At 72.8% G+C, this 20,799-nt stretch carries 16 protein-coding genes, 3 pseudogenes and 1 riboswitch; of the genes and pseudogenes, 8 read left to right on the top strand and 11 right to left on the bottom strand.

Annotated elements, in window-relative coordinates; all coding sequences use genetic code 11:
• Positions 1-104: 104 nt before the first annotated feature.
• A pseudogene (locus ACFVWU_RS15230) lies at positions 105-200 on the bottom strand (nucleoside deaminase); the annotation flags it as partial.
• Positions 201-573: 373 nt separating this feature from the next.
• Here ACFVWU_RS15230 and ACFVWU_RS15225 point away from each other — a divergent pair.
• The 3 genes from ACFVWU_RS15225 (at position 574) to ACFVWU_RS15215 (ending at position 6,148) form a co-directional block, all read left to right on the top strand.
• Positions 574-1,962 carry an MFS transporter gene (locus tag ACFVWU_RS15225; protein ID WP_387620141.1) on the top strand — a complete coding sequence of 463 codons (1,389 nt, stop codon included), beginning with the start codon at positions 574-576 and terminating at the stop codon, positions 1,960-1,962.
• A 183-nt stretch (positions 1,963-2,145) separates the two neighbouring features.
• On the top strand, positions 2,146-4,887 hold the full coding sequence (locus ACFVWU_RS15220; protein WP_387620139.1) for an ATP-binding protein: 2,742 nt from the start codon (positions 2,146-2,148) through the stop codon (positions 4,885-4,887).
• Positions 4,888-5,044: 157 nt separating this feature from the next.
• Positions 5,045-6,148: an NADH:flavin oxidoreductase/NADH oxidase gene (locus ACFVWU_RS15215; protein WP_387620136.1), complete on the top strand. Its 1,104-nt coding sequence runs from the start codon at positions 5,045-5,047 to the stop codon at positions 6,146-6,148.
• A 2,151-nt stretch (positions 6,149-8,299) separates the two neighbouring features.
• Here ACFVWU_RS15215 and ACFVWU_RS15210 read toward each other — a convergent pair.
• Positions 8,300-8,611, bottom strand: a complete 312-nt coding sequence (locus ACFVWU_RS15210) for a hypothetical protein (RefSeq protein WP_380616433.1) — start codon at positions 8,609-8,611, stop codon at positions 8,300-8,302.
• A 257-nt stretch (positions 8,612-8,868) separates the two neighbouring features.
• A complete protein-coding gene (locus ACFVWU_RS15205) occupies positions 8,869-9,900 on the bottom strand; it encodes a hypothetical protein (RefSeq protein WP_387620133.1) in 1,032 nt (343 codons plus the stop codon).
• A gap of 158 nt (positions 9,901-10,058) precedes the next feature.
• Between ACFVWU_RS15205 and ACFVWU_RS15200 the strand changes: the two genes are divergently transcribed.
• Positions 10,059-11,279 (top strand): RNA-guided endonuclease InsQ/TnpB family protein, encoded by a 1,221-nt coding sequence (locus tag ACFVWU_RS15200; RefSeq protein ID WP_387620130.1) that lies wholly within the window; start codon positions 10,059-10,061, stop codon positions 11,277-11,279.
• 34 nt (positions 11,280-11,313) lie between these two features.
• Here ACFVWU_RS15200 and ACFVWU_RS15195 read toward each other — a convergent pair whose 3' ends face one another.
• From ACFVWU_RS15195 to ACFVWU_RS15180, 4 genes are all read right to left on the bottom strand, one after another.
• Complete coding sequence (locus ACFVWU_RS15195) at positions 11,314-12,210, bottom strand: hypothetical protein (protein WP_387620127.1); 897 nt, start codon at positions 12,208-12,210, stop codon at positions 11,314-11,316.
• Positions 12,207-13,070, bottom strand: coding sequence for a hypothetical protein (locus ACFVWU_RS15190; RefSeq protein ID WP_387620124.1), 864 nt, complete (start codon positions 13,068-13,070; stop codon positions 12,207-12,209). Before ACFVWU_RS15190 ends, ACFVWU_RS15195 begins: the two co-directional genes overlap by 4 nt.
• A gap of 56 nt (positions 13,071-13,126) precedes the next feature.
• Positions 13,127-14,014 carry a hypothetical protein gene (locus tag ACFVWU_RS15185; RefSeq protein ID WP_387620121.1) on the bottom strand — a complete coding sequence of 296 codons (888 nt, stop codon included), beginning with the start codon at positions 14,012-14,014 and terminating at the stop codon, positions 13,127-13,129.
• 246 nt (positions 14,015-14,260) lie between these two features.
• Positions 14,261-14,788, bottom strand: a complete 528-nt coding sequence (locus tag ACFVWU_RS15180; protein ID WP_387620118.1) for a hypothetical protein — start codon at positions 14,786-14,788, stop codon at positions 14,261-14,263.
• A 13-nt stretch (positions 14,789-14,801) separates the two neighbouring features.
• Here ACFVWU_RS15180 and ACFVWU_RS15175 point away from each other — a divergent pair.
• Both ACFVWU_RS15175 and ACFVWU_RS15170 read left to right on the top strand, forming a co-directional pair.
• Positions 14,802-14,900, top strand: a pseudogene (locus ACFVWU_RS15175) (DUF6192 family protein); the annotation flags it as partial.
• Between the two features lie 3 nt (positions 14,901-14,903).
• Positions 14,904-14,996, top strand: a pseudogene (locus ACFVWU_RS15170) (RacP protein); the annotation flags it as partial.
• 133 nt (positions 14,997-15,129) lie between these two features.
• Here the strand turns inward: ACFVWU_RS15170 and ACFVWU_RS15165 are convergent.
• Both ACFVWU_RS15165 and ACFVWU_RS15160 read right to left on the bottom strand, forming a co-directional pair.
• Positions 15,130-16,068, bottom strand: coding sequence for a CAP domain-containing protein (locus ACFVWU_RS15165; protein WP_387620115.1), 939 nt, complete (start codon positions 16,066-16,068; stop codon positions 15,130-15,132).
• Between the two features lie 2 nt (positions 16,069-16,070).
• Positions 16,071-16,239: riboswitch (cyclic di-AMP (ydaO/yuaA leader) on the bottom strand.
• Positions 16,240-16,513: 274 nt separating this feature from the next.
• Positions 16,514-17,494 carry a helix-turn-helix domain-containing protein gene (locus tag ACFVWU_RS15160; protein WP_387620112.1) on the bottom strand — a complete coding sequence of 327 codons (981 nt, stop codon included), beginning with the start codon at positions 17,492-17,494 and terminating at the stop codon, positions 16,514-16,516.
• A 71-nt stretch (positions 17,495-17,565) separates the two neighbouring features.
• Between ACFVWU_RS15160 and ACFVWU_RS15155 the strand changes: the two genes are divergently transcribed.
• Positions 17,566-17,907, top strand: coding sequence for a cupin domain-containing protein (locus ACFVWU_RS15155; protein ID WP_387620109.1), 342 nt, complete (start codon positions 17,566-17,568; stop codon positions 17,905-17,907).
• Positions 17,908-18,522: 615 nt separating this feature from the next.
• Here the strand turns inward: ACFVWU_RS15155 and ACFVWU_RS15150 are convergent.
• Positions 18,523-19,686 carry a transposase gene (locus tag ACFVWU_RS15150; protein ID WP_387620107.1) on the bottom strand — a complete coding sequence of 388 codons (1,164 nt, stop codon included), beginning with the start codon at positions 19,684-19,686 and terminating at the stop codon, positions 18,523-18,525.
• A gap of 96 nt (positions 19,687-19,782) precedes the next feature.
• Entirely contained in the window at positions 19,783-20,145 is a 363-nt protein-coding gene (locus ACFVWU_RS15145) for a hypothetical protein (protein ID WP_387620104.1), read from the bottom strand.
• Between the two features lie 138 nt (positions 20,146-20,283).
• On the opposite strand from ACFVWU_RS15145, the gene ACFVWU_RS15140 reads away from it, so the two are divergent.
• The gene (locus ACFVWU_RS15140; protein WP_387620102.1) at positions 20,284-20,691 is read left to right on the top strand and encodes a hypothetical protein; all 408 of its coding nucleotides are present in this window, start codon (positions 20,284-20,286) and stop codon (positions 20,689-20,691) included.
• Positions 20,692-20,799: the final 108 nt, after the last annotated feature.

Raw genomic sequence — 20,799 nt, 5'->3', positions numbered from 1 at the left:
AGTGGCGACTCCTACGGTTGCTGATACACCATCACTCAAGGGAGGGCACACATGACTTCACCGAAGAAGCCGCGGCGCAACTACAGCAGCGGCACCGTCGCCGGGGTGGTGAGGAAGACAACCTCGTCCGGCGAGCAGTAGTACAGCGAGCCCAGGCACATCGGGCAGGGGTGGGCGAACACGTAGATGGTGGTGCCGCTTGGTGCACGCCGATCCGGCCATTGGTCTGGACCGGAACAGGCCCGCAATGTGGCGTGGGACACGCTCCAGGGGCTCCGAGGTGAAAAGGGTCACTCAACGCGGGCCCGCGGGCGTCCGAACGGCGCCCGGGCCCGTGGGGACTGGCCAGGCGGCGGTTCGACACGGCCGGAGGGCCTGTCCGCTTCGGGACCTTGGTCATGAATCCGGCCGACCTTCGACCCGGTGGTGGCACGTGCGTACCCGGGCAACCGTGGACGGTCGCCCGGTGTGAACGGGCGGTGGCGCCGTCCGAGGTGGGCGGCGTCTTCCCTGCCGTCTACCCGGCGCACGGTGCGCGAGACGCGGCCGTACGCTCCGGAGGACCCCAGCCAGATGTCCCAGACCATCGACAACGCCCCGTATACCGCCTTCCACCGCAGGCTGGCTCTCGCCTGTTCCGGTGGACCGCTGCTCGACGGCTACATCCTGAGCATCGTCGGCGTCGCCCTGATCGGCATGCGCCCCGACCTCGGCCTGTCCACCGCGGAGGTCAGCCTGATCGGCGCCGCCGCCCTGGTGGGCATGTTCGTCGGCGGCGCCCTGTTCGGCGTGCTGACCGACAAGATCGGCCGGGAGGTGATGTACACCGCCGACCTGCTGGTGATGGTGGCCTGCTCGGTGCTCTCCTTCTGGGTGGACTCGGTGTGGGCGATCACCGTGCTGCGTTTCGTGCTCGGCATGGCGGTTGCCGCCGACTACCCCATCGCCACCTCCCTGCTCGCCGAGTGGCTGCCCACCAAGCACCGCGGGCGCCTGCTCGGCCAGCAGATCGTCGCCTGGTACGCCGGCTCGGTGCTCGCCTACGTGGTGGGCTACCTGTTCCTGGAGCTGGCCGGACCGGGCAGCTGGCGGTGGATGCTGGCCAGCTCCACCGTGCTGTGCGTGGTCTTCCTGGTGATCCGCCGCGGCTCCCCCGAGTCGCCGCGCTGGCTGGCCGCCAACGGGCGGGTCGGCGAGGCGGTGCGCGTGGTCGAGAAGCACCTCGGGGTCCGGGTGGACGGCCGGGAGCTGATGCCCGATGCGGCCGGGCGCGCCCGGCGCGCCGGCGGGCTGCGGCTGCTGATGACCCCGCCCTACCGGCGCCGCACCCTGTTCTGCGGCCTGTTCTTCCTCTGCCAGGTCGGCCCGCTGTTCGCGATGCTCACCTTCGGCCCGCAGATCCTCTCCTCCTTCGGCATGCCGGGCGGCACCGTGATGGAGACCCTGGGCACCGGGCTGATCAGCCTGGTCTTCCTGCTCGGCTGCTACCCGGCCCTGCGCCTGATCGACACCCGCGGCCGGCGCCCCGTCATCATCTGGTCCTTCGCCCTGATGACCGTCCCGCTGGCCCTGCTGGGCGTGTGGCCCGCCGCGCCGGCCGCCGTCGCGCTGACCGCGCTGTGCGCGTACGCCTTCCTGTGCGGCGGGCCCAACGTGCTCGACTGGACCTACCCCAACGAGCTCTTCCCGACCGAGATCCGGGCCACCGCCGTGGGCGTGGCCACCTCGGTGAGCCGGATCGGCGCGGCGGTCGGCACCTACCTGCTGCCGCTGTCGCTGACCGGGCTCGGCACCGGCCCGACCATGCTCATCGCCGCCGGCATCACGGCCCTCGGACTGCTGGTGTGCGCGCTGTGGGCGGAGGAGACCCGCGGAACGGCGCTGGGCGCCTCGCCGGCGCCCCACCGTACGGGCAAGGCGCCGGCCGTTCCGGCGCAGCGCGTGCCGCAGACGGTGCGCTGACGGCTGATGTGTGAAAGGCGGCGCTGCCCGGGGTACTCCCGGGCGGCGCCGCCTGCGGCTTCACCGGACGTCGATGTCCTTGACCGGGGCGGCTTTTGTCAAGCCCGTACCGGGAGCCGACCGATCGGCAGTAGCCTCGGCCCTCTGCAACGGCGGTTCTGGTGGGGCGATTTGGAGGCAGCAGTGACCGAGGGAAAGGCCGGGGACGGCGAGGGGGGCGAGGAGTTCGCGCTGCACGAGCGCGAGGCCGAGATCCGGTCGGCCGCGCGGGCGATCGAGGCGCTCACCCGGCCCGCCGGCACTGGGGTCGGGGAACTGCTGCTGTACACCGGTGCGGCCGGGCTGGGCAAGACCGCGGTGCTGACCGAGGTGCGGCGGGCGGCGAAGCGGGCGGGCTCCACGGTGCTGTTCGCCCGGGGCGGGCAGCGGCAGTGCCACGAGCCGTTCCACGTGGTGCGCCAGCTGGTGCGCCCGCTGCTGTCGGCCCTGTCCGACGCGGAGCGGGCGCAGGTCTTCGGGCCGTGGGAGGAGATCGTCGGCCCGGCGGCGGGACTGCGGCCGCCGGCCGGGCAGCTCGATCCGCAAGGGGTGCGGGACGGACTGGACTTCGTCCTCACCCGCCTCGTGCAACTCCGCTCGCCGGTGGCGGTGATCGTGGACGACCTGCACTGGGCCGATCCGGAGTCGCTCGGCTGGCTGGCGGGCTTCGCGGTCCGCGCCCGGGAGCTGCCGGCCCTGCTGGTGCTCGCCTGCCGCGACGAGTTCCCCGACGACGCCCTGCCGCTGCAGCGCGGTCTCACCGACCGGGCCGACCGCAGGCACGAACTGCGGCCGCTGCAGCCCTCCTCGGTCGCACACCTGGTCCGCGCGGCCCTGGGCGCGCGGGCCGAGGACGCCTTCTGCCGCCACGTCTGGGCGGTCACCGCCGGGAACCCGTACGAAACCGCCACCCTGCTGCGCGAGGTGGCCGACCAGCGGCTCGACCCGGTCGAGGAGAGCACCGGGCAGCTGCGCGAACTCGCGGCCACGGCACGGGGGATGACGCTGCGGCACTGGCTGGAGCGGCTCGGTCCGACCGCGCTGCGCTTCGCCTGGGCGGCGTCGGTGCTGGACACCGACATCCGGCCCGACCTCGCCGCCGCCATCTGCGCCCAGGGGCCGGAGACCGCCGCCCAGTCCATCCGGGAGCTGCGCCGGCACCAGGTGCTGACCGGCACACCGTCGGGCCGGCTGGAGTTCGTCCACCCGCTGGTCGCCACCTCGGTCTACCAGTCGATGAATCCCGCCGCCCGGACCGGGATGCACGGAGTCGCCGCCGTCGAGGTCGAGAACGCCGGCCTCGGCCTGCTGGCGGCGTCCCGGCACCTGCTGGAGATCCTGCCCGAAGGGGACGGCGCCATCGTCGACAAGCTGCGCCGGGCGGCCCGCGAGCACCTGGCCATCGGCGCGCCCGAAGCGGCGCAGCGCTGCCTGCGCCGTGCCATCAGTGAGCCGCCCGCCGATGAGGACCGGGCCCCGGTGCTCTACGAACTCGGGTGCTCGGCGTTGCTCACCGATCCGGCGACCACGGTCAACCAGCTGCGTCAGGCGCTCGCCGACCCGTACGGGCTGGGCCCCGAGCTGCGGGTGGACGCGGTCTTCCGGCTGGCCCAGGCGCTTGCCCACAGCAACCGGCTCGGCGAGGCGGCCGCGCTGTGCGCCGAGGAGGCCGCGCGCACCCGGCCCGGCCCGGGGCGGCTTCGGCTGGAGGTCGCCCACTTCATGTTCGCCGCGTTCCGGTTCGAGGACGAGGACGGCCCGGGCCGCTCCCGGCGGCTCGCGGAGTTCGCCCGGATGCTGGACACGGTCGGCCTGGCCTTCACCGACACCGTCGAGGACGGGGCGGCCCCGGGTGAGGCCGTGTTCGAGCACGACGGCCTGGCTCACGCGGTGGCCGTGCTGCGTTGTTGGGACCTCACGCTGCGCGGCGGCGACCGCGCGGAGGTGATCGCCCTGGCCGAGTCGGCGCTGCCGGGCGGCCGGCTGCCCCGCGGTCTCGGCTGGACCAACACCACGTGGGGCTTCGAGCTGCCCGGGGTCCTGGGCATCAGCTACCTGTACGCCGACCGGGTCGACCGGGCGGAGGAGCTGTTCACCGAGGCGGTGCGCGCCTACGAGGTGGCCGGGTGGAGCGGCGGCCACCTCGGCTTCGCCTACCTGCTGACCGGCATGCTCCGGTTCCGCTGCGGTGTCCTCGCCGAGGCGGAGGACTACCTGCGCCGGGCCCTGCGCATCGCCGAGCGGATCGGCCCGGGCACCCCGCTGCACTGGGACGCGGTCGGGGCGCTGGCCGAGACCCTGGCGGCGCGCGGCCGGCTGGACGAGGCCCTGGAGCTGGCCCGCGAGCACGCCTTCGGGCCGCCGTACCCGACGGTGATGGTGCTGCCCGACGCTTCCACGCTGTACGGCCGGCTGCTGCTGGCCCAAGGAGACACGTCGGGCGCGGCCGAGGCGCTGGCCGCCGCGGGCGCGGCCTTGGACGCGCGCGGGTGGCGCAACACGGTGTGGGCGCCGTGGCTGGGGCACCTGGCCCGCGCGGTGGCCGTCGACCAGCCGGAGCGGGCCCGTGGCCTGGCCGAGGAGGCGGTCCGCCGGGCCCGGGAGTCCGGGACGGACTCGGCCATCGGCAGCGCCCTGCGGCTCGGCGCCGCGGTGCACGGGCGGGCGCGCGCGGCCGAGCTGCTGGCGGAGGCGGTGCGGCATCTGGAGCGCTCGCCCGCCCGCTACGAGCACGCGCTCGCCCTGGTGGATCTGGGGGAGGCGCTGGGCGCGGCCCCGGCCGCCGAGGCCGCGCTCACCCGGGGCCTGGAGCTGGCCGTCCGGTGCGGCGCCGACGGTCTGGCCGCCCGGGCCCGTGGTCTCCTGCGCTCGGACGCCGCGGGCTGAGGCGGGCCGAGGCGGGCTGTGGCGGACCCGGCGGTGGGGCCGCGGGTGGGCCACTCTTGAATTTTACCGTCCCATGCAACTATTGTGATGACACATAAAGCGCACCTGCAAACGGTCGCTGGGCATCCCCGCCGCCGACCCCACCGGGAGTCCGACCATGAGCACCAACCTCTTCAGCCCTTACACCCTGCGGGAACTGACCATCCCCAACCGGGTCTGGATGCCGCCGATGTGCCAGTACAGCGCCGCGCCGTCCGGCGAGGCCGCCGGGGTCCCGACCGACTGGCACTTCACCCACCTCGCCGCGCGGGCCGCCGGCGGCACCGGGCTGATCATCGTCGAGGCCACCGCGATCACCCCCGAGGGGCGCATCAGCCCGTACGACCTCGGCCTCTGGAACGACACCCAGGTCGAGGCCTTCCGGCGGATCACCTCCTTCCTCAAGGAACAGGGCACCGTTCCCGCCGTCCAGCTCGGCCACGCCGGGCGCAAGGCCTCCACCGAGCGGACCTGGGTGGACCGCGGGCGCGCCCTCACCCCGGACGAGGAGCACGGCTGGCAGCCGCTCGCCCCCAGTGCCGCCGCGTTCTCCCCCGAGCACAGCACCCCGGACGAGCTGACGGTGGATCAGATCCATGAGATCGTGCGGAAGTTCGCCGACGCCGCCCGGCGCGCGCTCGACGCGGGCTTCCAGATCGTCGAGCTCCACGGCGCCCACGGCTACCTGATCCACCAGTTCCTCTCCCCGCAGAGCAACCACCGCACCGACGCCTACGGCGGCTCCTTCGAGGGCCGCATCCGCTTCGCCCTGGAGGTCGTCGACGCGGTGCGCGCGGTGTGGCCCGAGGAACTGCCGCTGTTCTTCCGCGTCTCCGCGACCGACTGGCTCACCGAGAACCCGCAGGACGGCCGCGAGGGATGGACCTCGCAGGACACCGTCCGCCTCGCCAAGGAGCTCCAGGCGCACGGCGTGGACCTGCTGGACGTCTCCACCGGCGGCCTCGTCCCCGACGCCCTGATCGAGGCCGCGCCCGGCTTCCAGGTGCCCTTCGCCGAGGCGGTGCGGGACGGGGCCGGCCTGCCGGTCGCCACCGTCGGCCTGATCACCGACCCCGCCCAGGCCCAGGACATCCTCGCCTCCGGCCGCGCCGACGCCGTCCTGATCGGCCGCGCGCTGCTGCGCGACCCCTTCTGGGCCCGCCACGCCGCCGCCGAGCTCGGCGGCGAGGTCCACTCCCCCGTCCAGTACCACCGCGCCTGACGGCACCCGTACGACGGCCGCGGCCGAGGAAGTGGCCGGCGGTGGTGGCGCTGGTGGAGCGGCGGTCGTGGGAGGCGTCCTCCACGACGTGGATCATGCTGCTGTCCGGGTCCATGCCGCGGTCCTTGGCCCAGCCGCTGACCAGGTGGGTCATCTCGTTGTTGGCGTCCAGGTAGGTGTCGGAGATCTGGGCGTTGGCGACGCTGTTGTTGTGGTCCTTCATCTGGTTGTCCCACTCCCAGGCCCAGGTGTCGACCAGGCGCTGGGCGCTGTCGCCGACCCACGGGATGAGGGTCGGCGGCGCGCCGATGACGTGGTACGCGACCTTGGCCTTCCAGTCGGCCTGGAGGTTGGCGTCGTCGCGCTGGCCCATCGCGACGTCCGCGCGGATCGCGTCGTAGACGCCCAGGCTCGCGGCGCCCTTGTTCATCACGTCCTGGATGTCGTTCTGCGAGGGGTTGGGCCCGATCGAGGACAGCTCCTGGGCGATCTTCGCGCTCTCGGCCTTGTGCAGGGTGGCGTAGGCGTCGGGGTTGTCGGACAGGCCGCGCATGACGCGCACCAGGCTGTCCTCGCCGACGCCCATGTGCACCGTGCCGTTGCCGTCGGTCCACACCGAGCTGCCGTGGTCCATGTACTGGGAGTTGCGGCCGTTGAAGATCTCGTGGGTGTCGTTGGTGTAGTCCGCCAGGGCGTTGGCCAGCGGCTGGCGCAGGGTGTCCTTGATCTTGTTGCCGCCCTGCCCCTCGTCCAGGGTGGTGATGGTGTCGTGCATGATCCGGGCCTGCGCCTCGGTGTGCTGCCCGGTGTGCGGGGCGCCGGCCGGCTGGCCGGTGGTCGCGGCCTCCAGCGCCGCGCCCAGACCGCTCTGGGACAGCGGGTCCGGGGCCTTGACCACGCCGGCGTAGGGGTTGGCGATCCAACCGTCCGGCCACTTGCGGTCCTTGAGCAGGTAGTGCAGGTGCTGGTTGCCGCCGCCCGAGTTCGGGTCCAGGTAGGCGGTGGCCGCATCCGGCTCGCGGCCCATGATGGACAGCACGTTGTCCAGCGGGTCGGCGCCCAGCGGGTCACCGCCGTGGCCGGCCTTGTAGCTCCACGCGTCGGGGTGCTTCTTCTCCGTCTCGGTGATGTCGTCGGCCAGGTCGGCGAGCATCGGGGCGGAGTACTTGCCGTCGCCCTTGGTCATCAGGGTGGTGAGGATCTGGTACCCGTACACCGGATCCGTGTTGGATCCGTAGTTGCGGTAGCCGGCGTCCTTCACGCCCTGGCGCCAGCGGCGGTAGAAGTCGGTGTTGGTGTCCTGGGTGGCGGAGGCCAGGGCATGGGTGAGGCCGCCCTGCAGGTCGGTGTAGGCGGCCTTCTTGTCGTCGCTCGGACTGCCCAGCTTCTGGGCCAGCTTGATCATGCCGTCCGGTCCGAGCTTGTCGAGCAGCGCCTGGGAGAACCCGGGGTGGTCCGCCTTGTCCTTCATCAGGTCCTGCAGCTGCGAGAGCTGGCCGGGGTCGAGGCTGTCCAGGTTGGTGGCCAGGTCGTAGGCCTGCTGCGCGTCGCCGGCGTCCCCGCCGCCCACCGCCTTGCCGTTGAACGTGGTGTCCAGCAGGCTGTTGGCCTTGGAGGCGCTGCGCAGGGCCGCGGCGATGCGCTCGTCGGCGCGGGTGGCGGCCTGGACGCCGGCGGCTATCGCCTTGGTCCACTTGTCGGCGGCGTCCTCGTACGACTGCCGGGCCTCGGGGTCGTGGTGCAGCGCCTGGCGGGTCGCCGGGTCGAGCGTGCTCTCGTCGAACACGGCGGTACCGGTGCCGGTGACCTTGAAGCCGTCCTTGACCGCGCCGTCGGCGGCGTCGCGGGTCTGCTTCTGGGCCGCGGCGAAGTCGGTGTGCGCCTCGTCGAGCAGCGAGGCCATCGCGTTGGCCTCGGTCTGGGCGTCGACGATCTGGCCCTTGGTGGCGAGGAGTTGGGCGTTGGCCAGGCTGGCGGTGGTACCGGTCCACCACTGACCGGCCCCGGGAGCGGCACCGGTCCCGCCCAGCACGTCCTGCTCCATGGTGGTCTGCATGGTGTGGAAGCGCGCGGCCATCGCGCGCCACTGGGTGGCGGCGGCGGACAGGGCGCCGGGGTTGGCGTCGAGTACGTCCTCGTATCCGAGCATGGTCACTGCACCTGCAGGGACTGGGCGATGGACAGGTTGGTGTTGCGGTAGTTGAACGAGGTCCCCTGCATCGCGGCGGCGTTGGCGTTCAGCCGGCCGGTCAGCTGCTGGACCTGCTGGTGCCACTCGTCCAGCGAGTCCTTCAGCGCCCCGGCGCTGGTCCAGCCCTTGAGCGCGGTGACGGCCGTCCCGGTCGCGTCGTTCGCGACCGCGCCGGCGGTGGGACAGTCGTGGGCCAGGTTGACCAGCGTGCCGTGCGCCTTGTCCAACGCGTCGTGGTTGACCGCGAATCCGCCCGGTCCTGGTGTGCTCATCTGCTGATCCCCCATGTCTGATGGCCCGATGGTGTGGTGTGTTGTCCACGGGTGCCGATGATCGTAGACCCGGGGGCCGGGGAATCGGCAAGGGATCCATCGTGGGTTTGTCACTGTTTCGTCTCCGCCCGGCGGGCGCGCGCGGCCGAAGCGAAGTGCCGTTCCCCCAGGGCCCGGTGACACACCCGCCCGTCGGCCTTGGTGGCCGACGGGCGGGTGTGCGGGGGAAGAGCGAGGAGCCCGGGCCCGAGGAGCGGTCAGGCGAGCAGGTCGGACTGGAGGGTGACGACCTGGCGGAAGGCCGTGGCGGGGACGCCCTGGGGGTTGGTCATGGTGACCACGGCCACCACGTCGGAGGCGGACAGGTACGCCAGCCGGGCGGTCGGCACCCCCTGGCCGGCGGTCGCCGGGGAGTCCTTGAGCGTCACGTCGACGCCGTCGACGGTGTCCCAGTCGCTGTGCGGGGCGGTCTTCGCGTCGGGCGCGGCCTTGGCCGGAATGTCCGTGCGCAGGCCGGAGAAGGTGTTCCAGGCCTCGGCCGTGGAGCCGAAGCGCAGCAGCCGGATCTGGGTGCGGGTGCCGTCGGAGGCCGTCCACTCCCGGACGGTGGCCGCCCGGCACGCGTTCTGCAGGAGCAGCACGCGCAGCTTGGCCGGCTCCTTCTGCTCGGCGGCGATCGCGTCGCAGGGGACCCAGGAGGCGAGGGCCGTCCCGGCGGGCGCGGAGGGGGCGGCGGAGGCCGTGGGGGTGGTCGGGCTCGCGCTCGCCGAGGGCGTGGCGGAGGGCGTGGCGGAGGAGGACGCCGCGGGGGTCGCGGTGGGCACCGGGAAGACCGGCGCGGTCAGGGAGCCGCCGGCCTCCTTGGGGGCGGGCAGCAGCAGGTAGCGCAGGTCCGCGTAGTGCAGCGCCTTGCCCTTGGCGTCCGGCGCGGCCTTGCCCGAGGGCAGGGGCGGCAGGGTCAGGGGCGGGAAGGTGTAGCGGCCGTCGTTCGCGGTGGCCAGGCCCGGGATGTCGGTGCGCTCGGGGGTGGTGACGGCCAGCGCGGCGCCGGTGCCGGCGAGGGCGAACACCAGGACGGCGCAGCTCCAGCGCACGGCGGCCTTGCGGCGGCGGGTGCGCCGGGCGGCCTGCTCCTCGGGGGTTTCCAGGGGTTCCTGGGTTCCGGGGTCCTGCGCGGCCTCGGGGGCCTCGCCGGCCTCCGGCGCCTCGGGGGTGACGGGGGCCGCCGGGGTCTCGGCCGGGGCGGTCTGGTCCGGCACGGGCTGCGGCGCGGCGGGCTGGTCGGTCATCAGGATTCCTTCGTGGATGCCCCCGGCCTCAGCCGAGGGAGGAAACGAGGCTCCCGCGTAGCGGGGCGGGGGAAGCTGGACCGCTACCAAGGCGGCATGGCGCCTCGTAGCTGATCATCCGTCAGATGGTTACAAGGATGACTGTTATGGTGTGACCCGTGACGGCTACTCGCGTGAAGCGGGCTTTCAAGTTCCGCTTCTACCCGACCGATGCACAGGCGGCTGAGCTGTCGCGCACGTTCGGGTGCGTGCGGCTCGTCTACAACAAGGCGCTGGCCGCCCGTTCCGAGGCGTGGACGATGCGTCAGGAGCGGGTGAACTACAACGCCACGTCGGCGATGCTGACGGCGTGGAAGAAGACGGAGGAGCTGGCGTTCCTCTCCGAGGTCTCCTCTGTCCCGTTGCAGCAGGCGCTCCGGCATCTCCAAGGGGCGTTCTCGAACTTCTGGCAGAAGCGGGCGAAGTACCCGACGTTCAAGAGCCGGAAGAAGTCCCGGAAGTCGGCCGAGTACACGTCGTCGGCGTTCCGGTTCCGGGACGGTCTGCTCACGCTGGCGAAGATGGCCGATCCGCTGGACATCGTGTGGTCCCGGCGTCTCCCGGAGGGCTCCGTTCCGTCCACGGTGACGGTGTCGCAGGACGCGGCCGGCCGCTGGTTCGTCTCCCTGCTGTGCGACGACGGGCCGAAGATGCCCGCACCCGTGAGCACGGCCATCGGAATCGACGCCGGCATAACGTCCCTTGTGACGCTCTCCACCGGGGAGAAGATCACCAACCCCCGGCACGAACGCCGCGACCGCGAGCGACTGGCCAAGGCCCAGCGGGACCTGTCCCGCAAGGCCAAGGGATCCGCCAACCATGAGAAGGCCCGGCGCAAGGTCGCCCGCGTCCACGTGAGGATCGCCGACCGGCGCAGGGACTTCCTGCACAAGCTCACCACCCGACTCGTCCGTGAAAACCAAACGGTCGTGATCGAGGACCTGACGGTCCGCAACATGCTCAAGAACCGCAAGCTCGCCCGAGCCATCTCGGACGCGAGCTGGACCGAGCTGCGGACCATGCTGGAGTACAAGGCCCAGTGGTACGGCCGAGACCTGGTAACCGTCGACCGGTGGTTTCCCAGCTCCAAGCTGTGCTCGGCCTGCGGAACCATCCGCGACAAGATGCCCCTCAACATCCGGGAGTGGACGTGCGACTGCGGAGCAGTCCACGACCGGGACGTGAACGCGGCACGCAACATCCTGGCCGCCGGACTGGCGGTTGCAGCCTGTGGAGACGGTGTAAGACCTCAACGGAGCACTCCGGGCGGGCGGTCGTCGGTGAAGCAGGAAGTCGTCCCACCGCAGCGCATGCGCGCAGCGGCTCAGCCGCGAGGCTGAGGGGAATCCCCCTCCCTTCAGGAGGGGGAGGAAGTCAAACGGAAGCTCCCGGAAGGGCGAGGCGGTCGAGCTGCAGGGTGAAGAGAGCGACGATCTTGTCCTTGGGCAGCGGTGCCACGCCCTCGGTCTCCATGACCACCAGGAGGTCGCCCTCGGCGGCCGAGCACTCCAGGTGGTCGATCGGCGCGGACGGCGGCGCCGGCATCAGGTAGCAGTGCGCCTCGGGGTGGCCGGGGATCTGCGGGCCGACGCGGAAGATGCCGGTGTCGCCGGTGAACACCGCGGTGTACTCGTTGATCTTCTGCACCTCCTGCTGGTTGAACTGGCGCAGCCGGAGCCCGATCACCAGGTCGTCCCCGCTGCTGCGGTAGGTCCGTACGCCGGTGCCCTTGATGTGCAGGCCCTCCCAGTAGGAGCGGAGCTTCTCGCGCTTGTCCTTGGGGATCTCCTGGAGGTCGGCCTCCAGCTCGTCGGCCAGCTGCCCGGTGCCGTACTCGTTGTCATTGCCGTAGCCGCCCTGGTCCGGGCCGAGTTCGTAGCCGGCCGGGACGGGCAGCAGCAGGTCGCGCAGGGAGCCGAAGTGGCTGCCGTTGGACTTGGCGCCGAACGGCGTGGCGCTCGCCGTCGGGGCGGGCGCGCCGGTGGGGCCGGCGGCGGCCGGAGCGGGGTCGTCGTACTGGGTCTTGATGATGCCGATGCCGATCGCCACGCCCACCAGCGCCGCCGCGACGGTCGCGGCGCCCGCGCGCAGCAGGCGGCGGGAGCCTGGGCGGGGCGGGGCAAGCGGCTGCTCCGGAGCGGGCTCCGCGGCGGGCGGCTGCTCCGGGGCATGTTCCGCGGCGGGCGGGGTCGGTGCGGGGGCGTCCGGGGCGGGGGTGTCCGGGGCGGACGGGGTTCCGGACAGGGTTCCGGTCACGGTGTCGTCGGTCATACCAGCCGCTCCCACTGCTGCTTCGCAAGGTCCTTGAGGGCCCCGGAGTCCACCGGCTTGGGGCTGAAGATCTCCACCGACATCTGCACCGTGCCGCGCTTGGCGGTGGCGAAGCCGTAGTAGTACTGGTCGCTGCTGTCGGACCAGCGCTCGGGCACGTCGTCCACCGTGTAGCCGCCGTTGGCGTCGTCGGCGAAGGGCTCCCCGTGGCGGGTCCTCGCCTCGTTGGAGTGGTCGGGCGCGTACTGGGTGAGCAGGACGCGGTACCTGATGTCGTCCTTCTTCCAGTTCACCTCGACCGCGCGCCGGAAGCCGGTGGAGTTCAGGTTCTTGAAGGCGAGCTCCGGCTTGTCGCTGAGCTCGGCGAGGTCGCCGACCGACACCCAGCTCGGCTTGTCCGGCAGGTCGCTCCAGGGGCCGCTGCCGGCCGGGGCGCTGACCAGCAGCTTGCGCAGGTCGCCGTCGATGGCCGGCGGCGCCGGCTGCTCGGCGGCGAAGGCGGCCGGGTCGACCACCTGGGCCGGGTAGGACGGGCGGGCGACCTGCAGCTTGGGCAGCGGCGTGGGCGGGCGCTGGGCCTGGATCGCGTAGCCGACGCCGCCGCCGGCCAGGGCGCCCAGCACCAGGGCGCAGGTGGACAGCAGCACCGGGCGGGGGCGGCGCGGGGCACGCGGCGCGGCCTCGGGCTCGGGCGCGGCCTCGGGCTCGGTGGCGGCCGTCGGGAGGTCGGGGTTGCCGGTCAACTCGCCTTCGGTGGGCGGGCTTTGGGGCTGCGGCGGGACGGGTGGCGCGGGCGGGACGGGTGGCGCGGCCGGGTCGGCGGCCGGCGCGGGCGGCGGCTGCGTGGGTTCGGTGGTCACGGAAATGGCTCCAGAGGAGGAAGGGGTGGCGTCGGAGGGCGGGCGCGGGCGCGGGCTCAGCCGCCGGAGGCGAGCCACTCGCGCTGGCGCTTCATCACGTCGCTCAGCAGCGCCTTGTCCGGCGTGCCCTTCACCTCGACGTCGATGGTGTACTGGACGTCGCCCTGGCTGCCGATGCCGGTCATCGAGCCGGTGAACGCCTCGTTCTTGGGCTTCTTCCGGAAGCCGTGGGCGTTCGGGTCGCCGTCGATGTCGATCGGCTCCTCCGACTTGATGTTGTAGAACTTGACGAACCTGCTCGCGATGTCGGCGGAACCCAGGTGCAGCAGGGTGACCGTCACTTCGGCCTTGCCGTCGGCCGTCCGGTAGGTGCGGGTGGCACCGTCCTTGTAGCCCATGTTGCCGAGGAGGGTGTCGATGTCGTCCGGCTTGCCGAACATCTCGGAGACGTTGTCGTGGGTCAGCGCCATCCCGTCCGCGGGCCCGTACGACTCGCCGCCGTCGGGGATCGGGAGCAGGAAGTAGCGCAGGTCGCCCTCGTGTTTGGAGCCGTTGACCGTGCCCTTGACGGTGCTGGTGGGCTTGGGCTCGGTCGGGACGGCGGTCGGCACCGGGACCGGGGTCGCGGAGGGCGTCGCACTCGCGCTCGCACTCGCCGAAGCGGTGGCGCGCGGGGCGGGCGCCGCGGCGGCCGGGCGGCTGTCCGGCTTGCCGACCGCGACGGTCACCGCGGCGCTGGCCGCCGTGACGGCGAGCAGCCCGGCGGTGGCCAGCGCGACGCCGACGGCGCGGGGCAGACGGCGCGGGGCGGGGCCTGGTACGGGACCCGCGACGACCTCGGGCACCGGCTTCACGGCCGGCTCCGGCACGACGGCGGGCTCCGGCTCCGCGACCGGCTTCGGCGGCGGATCGGTGAAAGCGCTCTCGTTTTCGGGCGCGGACAAAGGACTCCCCCAGGGGAAAAGTGGATTTCGCACGCGGACCACTCTCGGATTCCGCTCCCCCGCGGCTCTCCGGACCGTCCGCCACGTGGCTCAGCAGGCATTATGAGAGTTCGATGACAGCGGTGCCAACAAATTCAACCACCGCACTCCCGCCCAAGATCCACAAATCGGACACGCCGTAATCCAAACGCAACCGGCCGACCGGTGTGCCGGGGAAAGGCGGTGGGTCTTCGCGGGCGAACCGGTTCACCGCCCGGGCCACAGCGGTCCGGTGACCGCGCGACAGGGAGCCGGGGCACGGTCCCGGTCGTGGCGGGCCAGCGGGCCCCGCCGTGTCCGGCCGTACCGGGAGCGCTCAGGCCGCGAGGGCGGTTCGAGCCGCGGACGGGACGTCGGGCTCCTCGGTGAGCCAGGCCAGGTGCCCGTCGGGGCGCACGAGGGCCGCGGTGACGTCGTGCCAGGCGGGGTGGGGCGGCTGGGCGGGCCGCTGTGCAGGGTCGGGCCCGGGCGGGCGAGTTCGTCCTGCTCGACCTCGCCGGCGAGGTCGAGCAGGACGGGGCGGCCGGGGCGCAGCAGGGTGAACAGGCCGGTGGTGTCCCAGCGCAGGTCGGGGGCGCGGGTGCCGGTCAGCGGGTGGGCGTCGGGGGCGCCGGGGTAGGTGACCGCGAGGCCGGCCGCGCGTTCGGCGAAGGTGTCGGAGAACTCGCTGACGCCGTCGATGAGTTCGCCGATGAGGTCGCACAGGGCGAGGGTCTCGGCGGCGTGGTCGGCCATCAGGCCGCTCTGGGCGCGGGTGCGAGCGACCCCCGACTGGATCGAGACCGCGGTCGACACCGGGAAGGTCGACATGGACGGCGAGCCGGCCCGCCTGCTCCAGGGTGAGTAGGCGATGCCCCGCGCCTCCGAGCGCAGGTCGGCGGCCGCCGAACGGCACGCCGACACCGTCCGCAAAGTCCTCTTCGAGGCCCGCCCCGCCGGGCTGACCGACCGCGTCCACCAGGCCGGGGCGATCCCGCTGCGCCCCGGCGTGGTGGCACCGCTGTGGGGCGGTACGACGTAGGGCCCGGTGGATCGGGGTCCGTGGTCAGGCTCGTCCTACGTCCTTGACGGACGGGTCAGTTGGAGAAGTCCTGGGTGAGCCAGACGGTTCCACTGGCATCCCGGTGGACGGCGATGCCGATGTGGGTGAACTCGCTGCTGAGGATGTTCTTGCGGTGGCCGTCGTTCGGCGGCGTCTCGTTCAGCATGTCCTGGGTCAGGCTGACCGCCATGGCGGCGATGTCCTGGGCCGAGGTGGAGACCCCGTTGCCGTAGCCTATGTTCTCCCCGACGGCGTTCCACTGGACGCCTGCGGCCGTCTCCCGCGCCCCCAACTCGGCCTCGCCCGGGCACTGGTGGGACATGCCGCAGCCGCCGGCCATCGTCTGGTCGTGGGCCCCGGCGCTGCTGGTCAGCCCCGACGTGATGGTGTAGGCGGGCAGGCCCTGGGCGGCTCGCGCCTGGTTGATCAGTTTGAGGACCTGCTGCACGGCGTCCGAGCTCGAACCGGTCTGTGCAGCCGGGGCGGTCTGCGCAGCCGGGGCGGTGGGTGTGGCCGCGGGGGCGGGGGCGTGCGTGGCCGGGACGGACGGGGACGACGGCGCGGACGTGTGGAACACCGGGGCCGGAGCCGGAGCGGAGGGCCGCGCCGAGTGGGAGCCCTGGGACTCGCCGCCGGGGCGCGCGGTCGCGGATTCCGGAGCGTGGGAGGCCGGGGCGGACGGCGACGGTGAGGCGTGCGAGGCTTCGGCCGAGGCCGCAGCGGAGGGCCCCGCCGCGTGCGGGTCGGCCTGGTGGCGGTGCTGACCATCGGAGTCGCTCTGGTGCCGGTGCTGGTGGTGCACCTGCCACCCGACGTGGCTCGCGTACGTGTGGGAGCCGGGCGCGGCGGAGGCTCCGCTCGCGCTCAGCAGCGGCAGCATGAGGCCGGCACCGGCGATCCCGACGGTGGCGGCCAGACGCGGGGTGTGTCTCCGGCGCGCACGGCGATGCCGGCCGGTACTTGAAGTCAGCATGGGGCGTCCCTCTGCGACGCCTGCGAGGTGAGCTGTCGGGTTCGGGCCGTGAGGTAGCCCGGCCGCACGCAGCGGCTTCACCCCTAGCCACACCCGTCTCGTCCGCGAACGGACCGAGCAGGGCGCGGCGAACTACCTGGTTCCCCCGCTCCTGCCCGGTGCACTGCTCGACGTCCGGCCGACCGGTGGACAGGACTCGGCGTCCCGGCGGCAGGGTCCGCAGGTGCGAACAGGTCGAACGCTAGGCAGATCGACCCGGAAGACACAAGTTCGTATCATCCACATCACACGAAAATTCGGCAAAGATCTGATGGAATGCCACATTGGCTGACAAAGCGCCGCATAAATACATGAATCGGACAACCCTCCCGGCTGTCGATGCCGGTCGCGACGGCCACCGCCCCCCTCGGCGATCACGTCTCCGAGCCCGCCGAGCACCCGGTACTCAGTCGGCGCGGGCGCTGCCGAAGGTACGGCGGTAGGCACCGGGGGTGGTGCCGAGGGCGGCGCGGAAGCGGCGGCGCAGGTTGACGGCGGAGGCCAGGCCGACCCGCACGGCGACGGCCTCCACCGGCAGGTCGGTCTGCTCCAGCAGCACCCGGGCGGCGTCGACGCGCCGGGCCAGCAGCCACTGGCCGGGGCTGGTGCCCAGCTGCTCGGCGAAGCGCCGGGCCAGGGTGCGCCCGGAGAGCCCGGCGCGGGCGGCGAGATCCTCCACGGCCAGCCGCTCCCCCAGGTGTTCCTCGGCCCACTCCAGCAGTGGGGCCAGCGACTCGTCCGCCCGGGCGGGCGCCGGGACGGCGGCGTACTGCAGCTGGCTGCCCTCGCGGTGCGGGGGCAGCACCATGTGCCGGGCGACCTGGGCGGCGTAGGCCGCGCCGTGGTCGCGGCGCAGCAGGTGCAGGCACAGGTCGATGCCCGCGCCGGATCCGGCGCTGGTGGCGACGTCGCCGTGGTCGACGTACAGCACGTCCCGGTCGACCGTCAGGGCCGGGTACTCGGCGGCGAGTTGGGCGGTGCGGGCCCAGTGGGTGGTGGCGCGGCGCCCGTCCAGCAGTCCGGCCTGGGCCAGGACGAAGGCGCCGCTGCAGATGGACACGATCCGGGCGCCGCGGGCGTGGGCGGCGCGCAGCGCGTCCAGGACGGCGGACGGTACCGGGGAGCCGGGCGGCTGCCAGCCGGGGACGACCACGGTGTCGGCCCGCTCCAGCGCCTCCAGGCCCGCGTGGACCAGCAGCGGGACGCCGAGGGTGGTCGGCACCGGGCCGGGGGTCCGGGCGCACAGGGTGAAGTCGTAGTAGGAGGGCAGTCCGGCGCGTTCGGTGCCGAAGGCCTCGGCGGCGCAGGCGAGTTCGAAGGGCGCCTGGGGCGCGCCGAGCAGGGCCACCACGCGGTGGCGGGCCGGGTTCGCAGCGGAGGCGTCCATGGCAGGAATGTACCTGAGGATGTCTTTTCGGACTCTGGGGCGGTGGGGGCGGCGGCGGCCACAGTGGGGACATGAGCGAGAACGACGGAAACGACGGAAACGACGGGCTGAAGACGACGCTGCTGGCCGGGGACGTGGAGCCGGTCGCGGTGGGGCCGGGGATCGTGCGGCGGCGGCTGACGGCCACCGGGTACGCGCGCGGCTGGCTGATCGACTTCGCGCCGGGCAGCCAGTGGCCGGAGGTGGACGTGCACCACACCGAGGAGCGCTACTACGTGCTCAGCGGCGAGGTGATCGAGGGGGACGAGCGCCATCCGGCGGGCAGTTACGTGGTGTTCGCGCCGGGCAGCAGCCATCGGCCGCGCACCGAGACCGGCGCGCGGATGCTCGGGATCACCCTGGGCTCCGCCTGACGGGCCACCAGGGGTTGGCGACGGGTGCGGCCTTGAACGGATCGCCCGCGCACGGACGTGGACGGGAGTGGGGCGGCACTGCGCGCCCATGGGCGGCCACATGGACAGTCGATCGACATATGTCGCCGGACTGCCTATTATGGGCGGTGCGCCGGCCGCCGTGCCGGCGCACCGCCCAGAACGACGGGATCGCCGACTACTTCGGCGACGCGATCGAGGTCACCGCCCGCGGCCTTGCCAACTGCACGCGCTGGACGCCGCCTTCGACGCCCACGGGATCCGCCCCGGCTGGCAGCACCGGCTCGGCATGGACAGCCGTACCCTGCTGCCGGGCATCCCCAACGGCATGGCCACCCCGGTCGCCGCGAACGGGCACTGGGTGGTCCTGGCCAACGGCCCCGACGGCACCGGGCTGTACACCGGCACCACCGACGGCCACGGCGAGCCTCCTGGCCCGGGCCCCGGGAGCCGCCCCGGGCCGCCCAGGCTACGGTGGTGCCGTCGGTGGCGACCCAGCTGTGGAAGCGCCCGTCCATGCCCCGGCCGGCTCCGGCGCGAGCACTACCTCCTCCGCCAGCCTGGCCGGCGGCCGCCTGCTGTGGCTGGACACCGTTCCTAAAGACTGAGCGGGAGTGAGTCCTGTTGCCAGGACCTTTGCTCAGCCGAACGCCCCGAACGGTCTTGGGCGTTCTGGTCCACCGCGTTCCTGCCGCGTTCAGCGCCAGCGGATCCTGTCCGTGGTCCGGGTACGCGGGGGCGGTTTCCCTCACGCCCCCGGTCGCCGGGTCGGGCCTGTCCGGTCCGATGCCCGTACACATCACTCTGGTGTGCACGGGGCGGTGCCGTCCGTCGCCTGATCCGGTATCCGAGGGCGCGTCGTGCGATCGCCACGCTCGCTGTCTGGTGGCGGTTCACGGGGCGTTTCGGTGCAGTGAGGGGCTTCTGCCAGTGCTCGGCTCCCCACATGGAGGTACAGGCGGGATCGACCGCGATGACCGAGATTCCCGCTTCGGCGGTCATCGCGAGGGGCCAGGCGCGCAACTTCGCGGTGGGCATGCCGTTGACGAGCTTCCGGAAGCGGCGTTTGTGGCCGTGCTTCTCGCGGGTCCTGGAGTCGGTGAAGTCCAGGTCTTCGATCGCAATCGCCTTGGCGCCGGTGGCCCGCGCCCAATGCACGAGGCGGATGATCGCGTGCCGGACCTGCGCGTCCCGGTGATCGGCGGTCCCTGACAGGGTGTAGTCGAAGCGGCGGGGCCGGCCGATGGGGTTGCCGTGGGTGTCCGGCCGCCAGGCGGCGAGGTGGTCGGCGTTCATGTCCACGCCGATCACTTCGCCGCACCGCAGGGTTTCCAGCGGCACGACGGGCAGGTCCTTGCGCTGCCAGTTCGCGTCCAGGTACCAGCGGTCCCGCTCGACGTCGACGTGGATGCGGTAGACCACGGCCCGATTCGCCTCGATACGATCGCGCCATTCCTCGCCCCGGTGCGGGAACGACACCTTGGAAGCCAAAACGTACCGGCCGTTCGGGGCATTGGCCACGTGAGCGAGCGGCGCCGGCAGCCTGATGCTGATCTCACCGTCGGGGGTGACCCGGATCGTCTCGTTCCCGTAGCGCTTGCCCGACTCCCCGTCGGCCGAGAGGAACCAGCGAGCGGCATGCCACTGGGCGCGCCACTGCTCGACAGTCCTGCCGACGGCTTGAAGGTTGTGCCGGTTGTTGAGCAGCTTCCACCCGCCGCGCACCACCGCGACCCGGCCGGCCTCGCGGTCGGCCTTCACCCGTTCGCACTCGCGCTCCAGGTGTGCCAGGCGGCGGGACTTAGCGTGCCATTCCCGCCGCGACCGGTAGCCGCCGGGCTGCCGGTTGGTGCCCTTTCATCCGAGTGGCAGCGCGAGGCGGTGGCGGACCGTGGCGATCCCCGCCTCCAGCGTCTGCAGGTGCTGCCATTGCGCGCGACGCGACAAGCCCCACTGGTCGTGCGTGGCCTTCGTGATCGACCCGGCCCAGCGCGACGACGACTCCGGGCTGAGGTCCCGCTTGCGGGCGGACCACGTCCCGGCGGAGTGCTCCAGGCCGTCGGCGACACGCCGGGCCAGATCCCGCGAGGCGAGGGAACCGAGGTGCCCGCCGACCAGGCGCAGCACCGCGTCGTCCTTGGCGGTGAGGCCCTTGAGCCGGTCCCGTATGCACACACCCGACACGGCATCGGCGACGAACGGCCGGGCGATCTGCCGCAACACCGCCACCCCGACCCCCGACCCTCGCGAATCCTTCGACCACGCACATGCTGGCACACGCTGCAGCATCAACGGCCCGAAACAGGCAAAGCGGAACCTTCTCGACAACACTTCAGCAGAAACCGGCAAAGTCCGCTCATGAACACCAAAGATCACTCAACAACACTCAGCTGCCAACGGTTCACCACCCCCGCCCAGGCCACCGCCCGCAGCACCATCCGCTCCGGGGCCGTGGACGGATCGGGCGTCGTCGACCTGCTGTCCGCCGACTCCCCGAACGCCCCGCGCCACACCACGCTGACCGCCTCCGACCAGGCCGTCACCTATCAGCTCACCTCCGAGCGGCCGGCCGGCGGCTGGACCAACGCCGCGCTGCCCAAGCTCTGGCAGGTCCCGCTGGCGGGCGGCGCCCCGCAGCGTTTGTCCTGCGACCGCGGCGGCCAGTACAGCCCGGCCGCCGACCAGGGCACCCGGGTGGTGTGGCTGGACGCCACGCCCGGCCGGGCCGACCTGGTGGTGCGCGAGCGCCCGGCGGGCGACTGCTGAGCACGCGTCACCCGCCTGCGAGACGGAGGCGGGGCCACGGGGCGGATCGCCCCGTGGCCCCGCTCGCGTGCGTTTCGGCGTGAACCGGCCCCGGCGCTCGGGGTCGGC

Origin of the sequence: Kitasatospora sp. NPDC058190 (assembly GCF_042883685.1) — a bacterium.
GTDB lineage: Bacteria > Actinomycetota > Actinomycetes > Streptomycetales > Streptomycetaceae > Kitasatospora.
This window is presented reverse-complemented; position numbering and strand designations above follow the sequence as displayed.

Excerpts from the sequence above, each read along its gene's own strand:
- ACFVWU_RS15210 (WP_380616433.1), bottom strand. The coding sequence starts at position 8,611 with ATGAGCACACCAGGACCGGGCGGATTCGCGGTCAACCACGACGCGTTG.
- ACFVWU_RS15160 (WP_387620112.1), bottom strand. The coding sequence starts at position 17,494 with ATGGACGCCTCCGCTGCGAACCCGGCCCGCCACCGCGTGGTGGCCCTG.
- ACFVWU_RS15215 (WP_387620136.1), top strand. The coding sequence starts at position 5,045 with ATGAGCACCAACCTCTTCAGCCCTTACACCCTGCGGGAACTGACCATC.
- ACFVWU_RS15155 (WP_387620109.1), top strand. The coding sequence starts at position 17,566 with ATGAGCGAGAACGACGGAAACGACGGAAACGACGGGCTGAAGACGACG.
- ACFVWU_RS15195 (WP_387620127.1), bottom strand. The coding sequence starts at position 12,210 with ATGACCGACGACACCGTGACCGGAACCCTGTCCGGAACCCCGTCCGCC.
- ACFVWU_RS15140 (WP_387620102.1), top strand. The coding sequence starts at position 20,284 with ATGAACACCAAAGATCACTCAACAACACTCAGCTGCCAACGGTTCACC.
- ACFVWU_RS15165 (WP_387620115.1), bottom strand. The coding sequence starts at position 16,068 with ATGCTGACTTCAAGTACCGGCCGGCATCGCCGTGCGCGCCGGAGACAC.
- ACFVWU_RS15180 (WP_387620118.1), bottom strand. The coding sequence starts at position 14,788 with ATGGCCGACCACGCCGCCGAGACCCTCGCCCTGTGCGACCTCATCGGC.
- ACFVWU_RS15225 (WP_387620141.1), top strand. The coding sequence starts at position 574 with ATGTCCCAGACCATCGACAACGCCCCGTATACCGCCTTCCACCGCAGG.
- ACFVWU_RS15205 (WP_387620133.1), bottom strand. The coding sequence starts at position 9,900 with ATGACCGACCAGCCCGCCGCGCCGCAGCCCGTGCCGGACCAGACCGCC.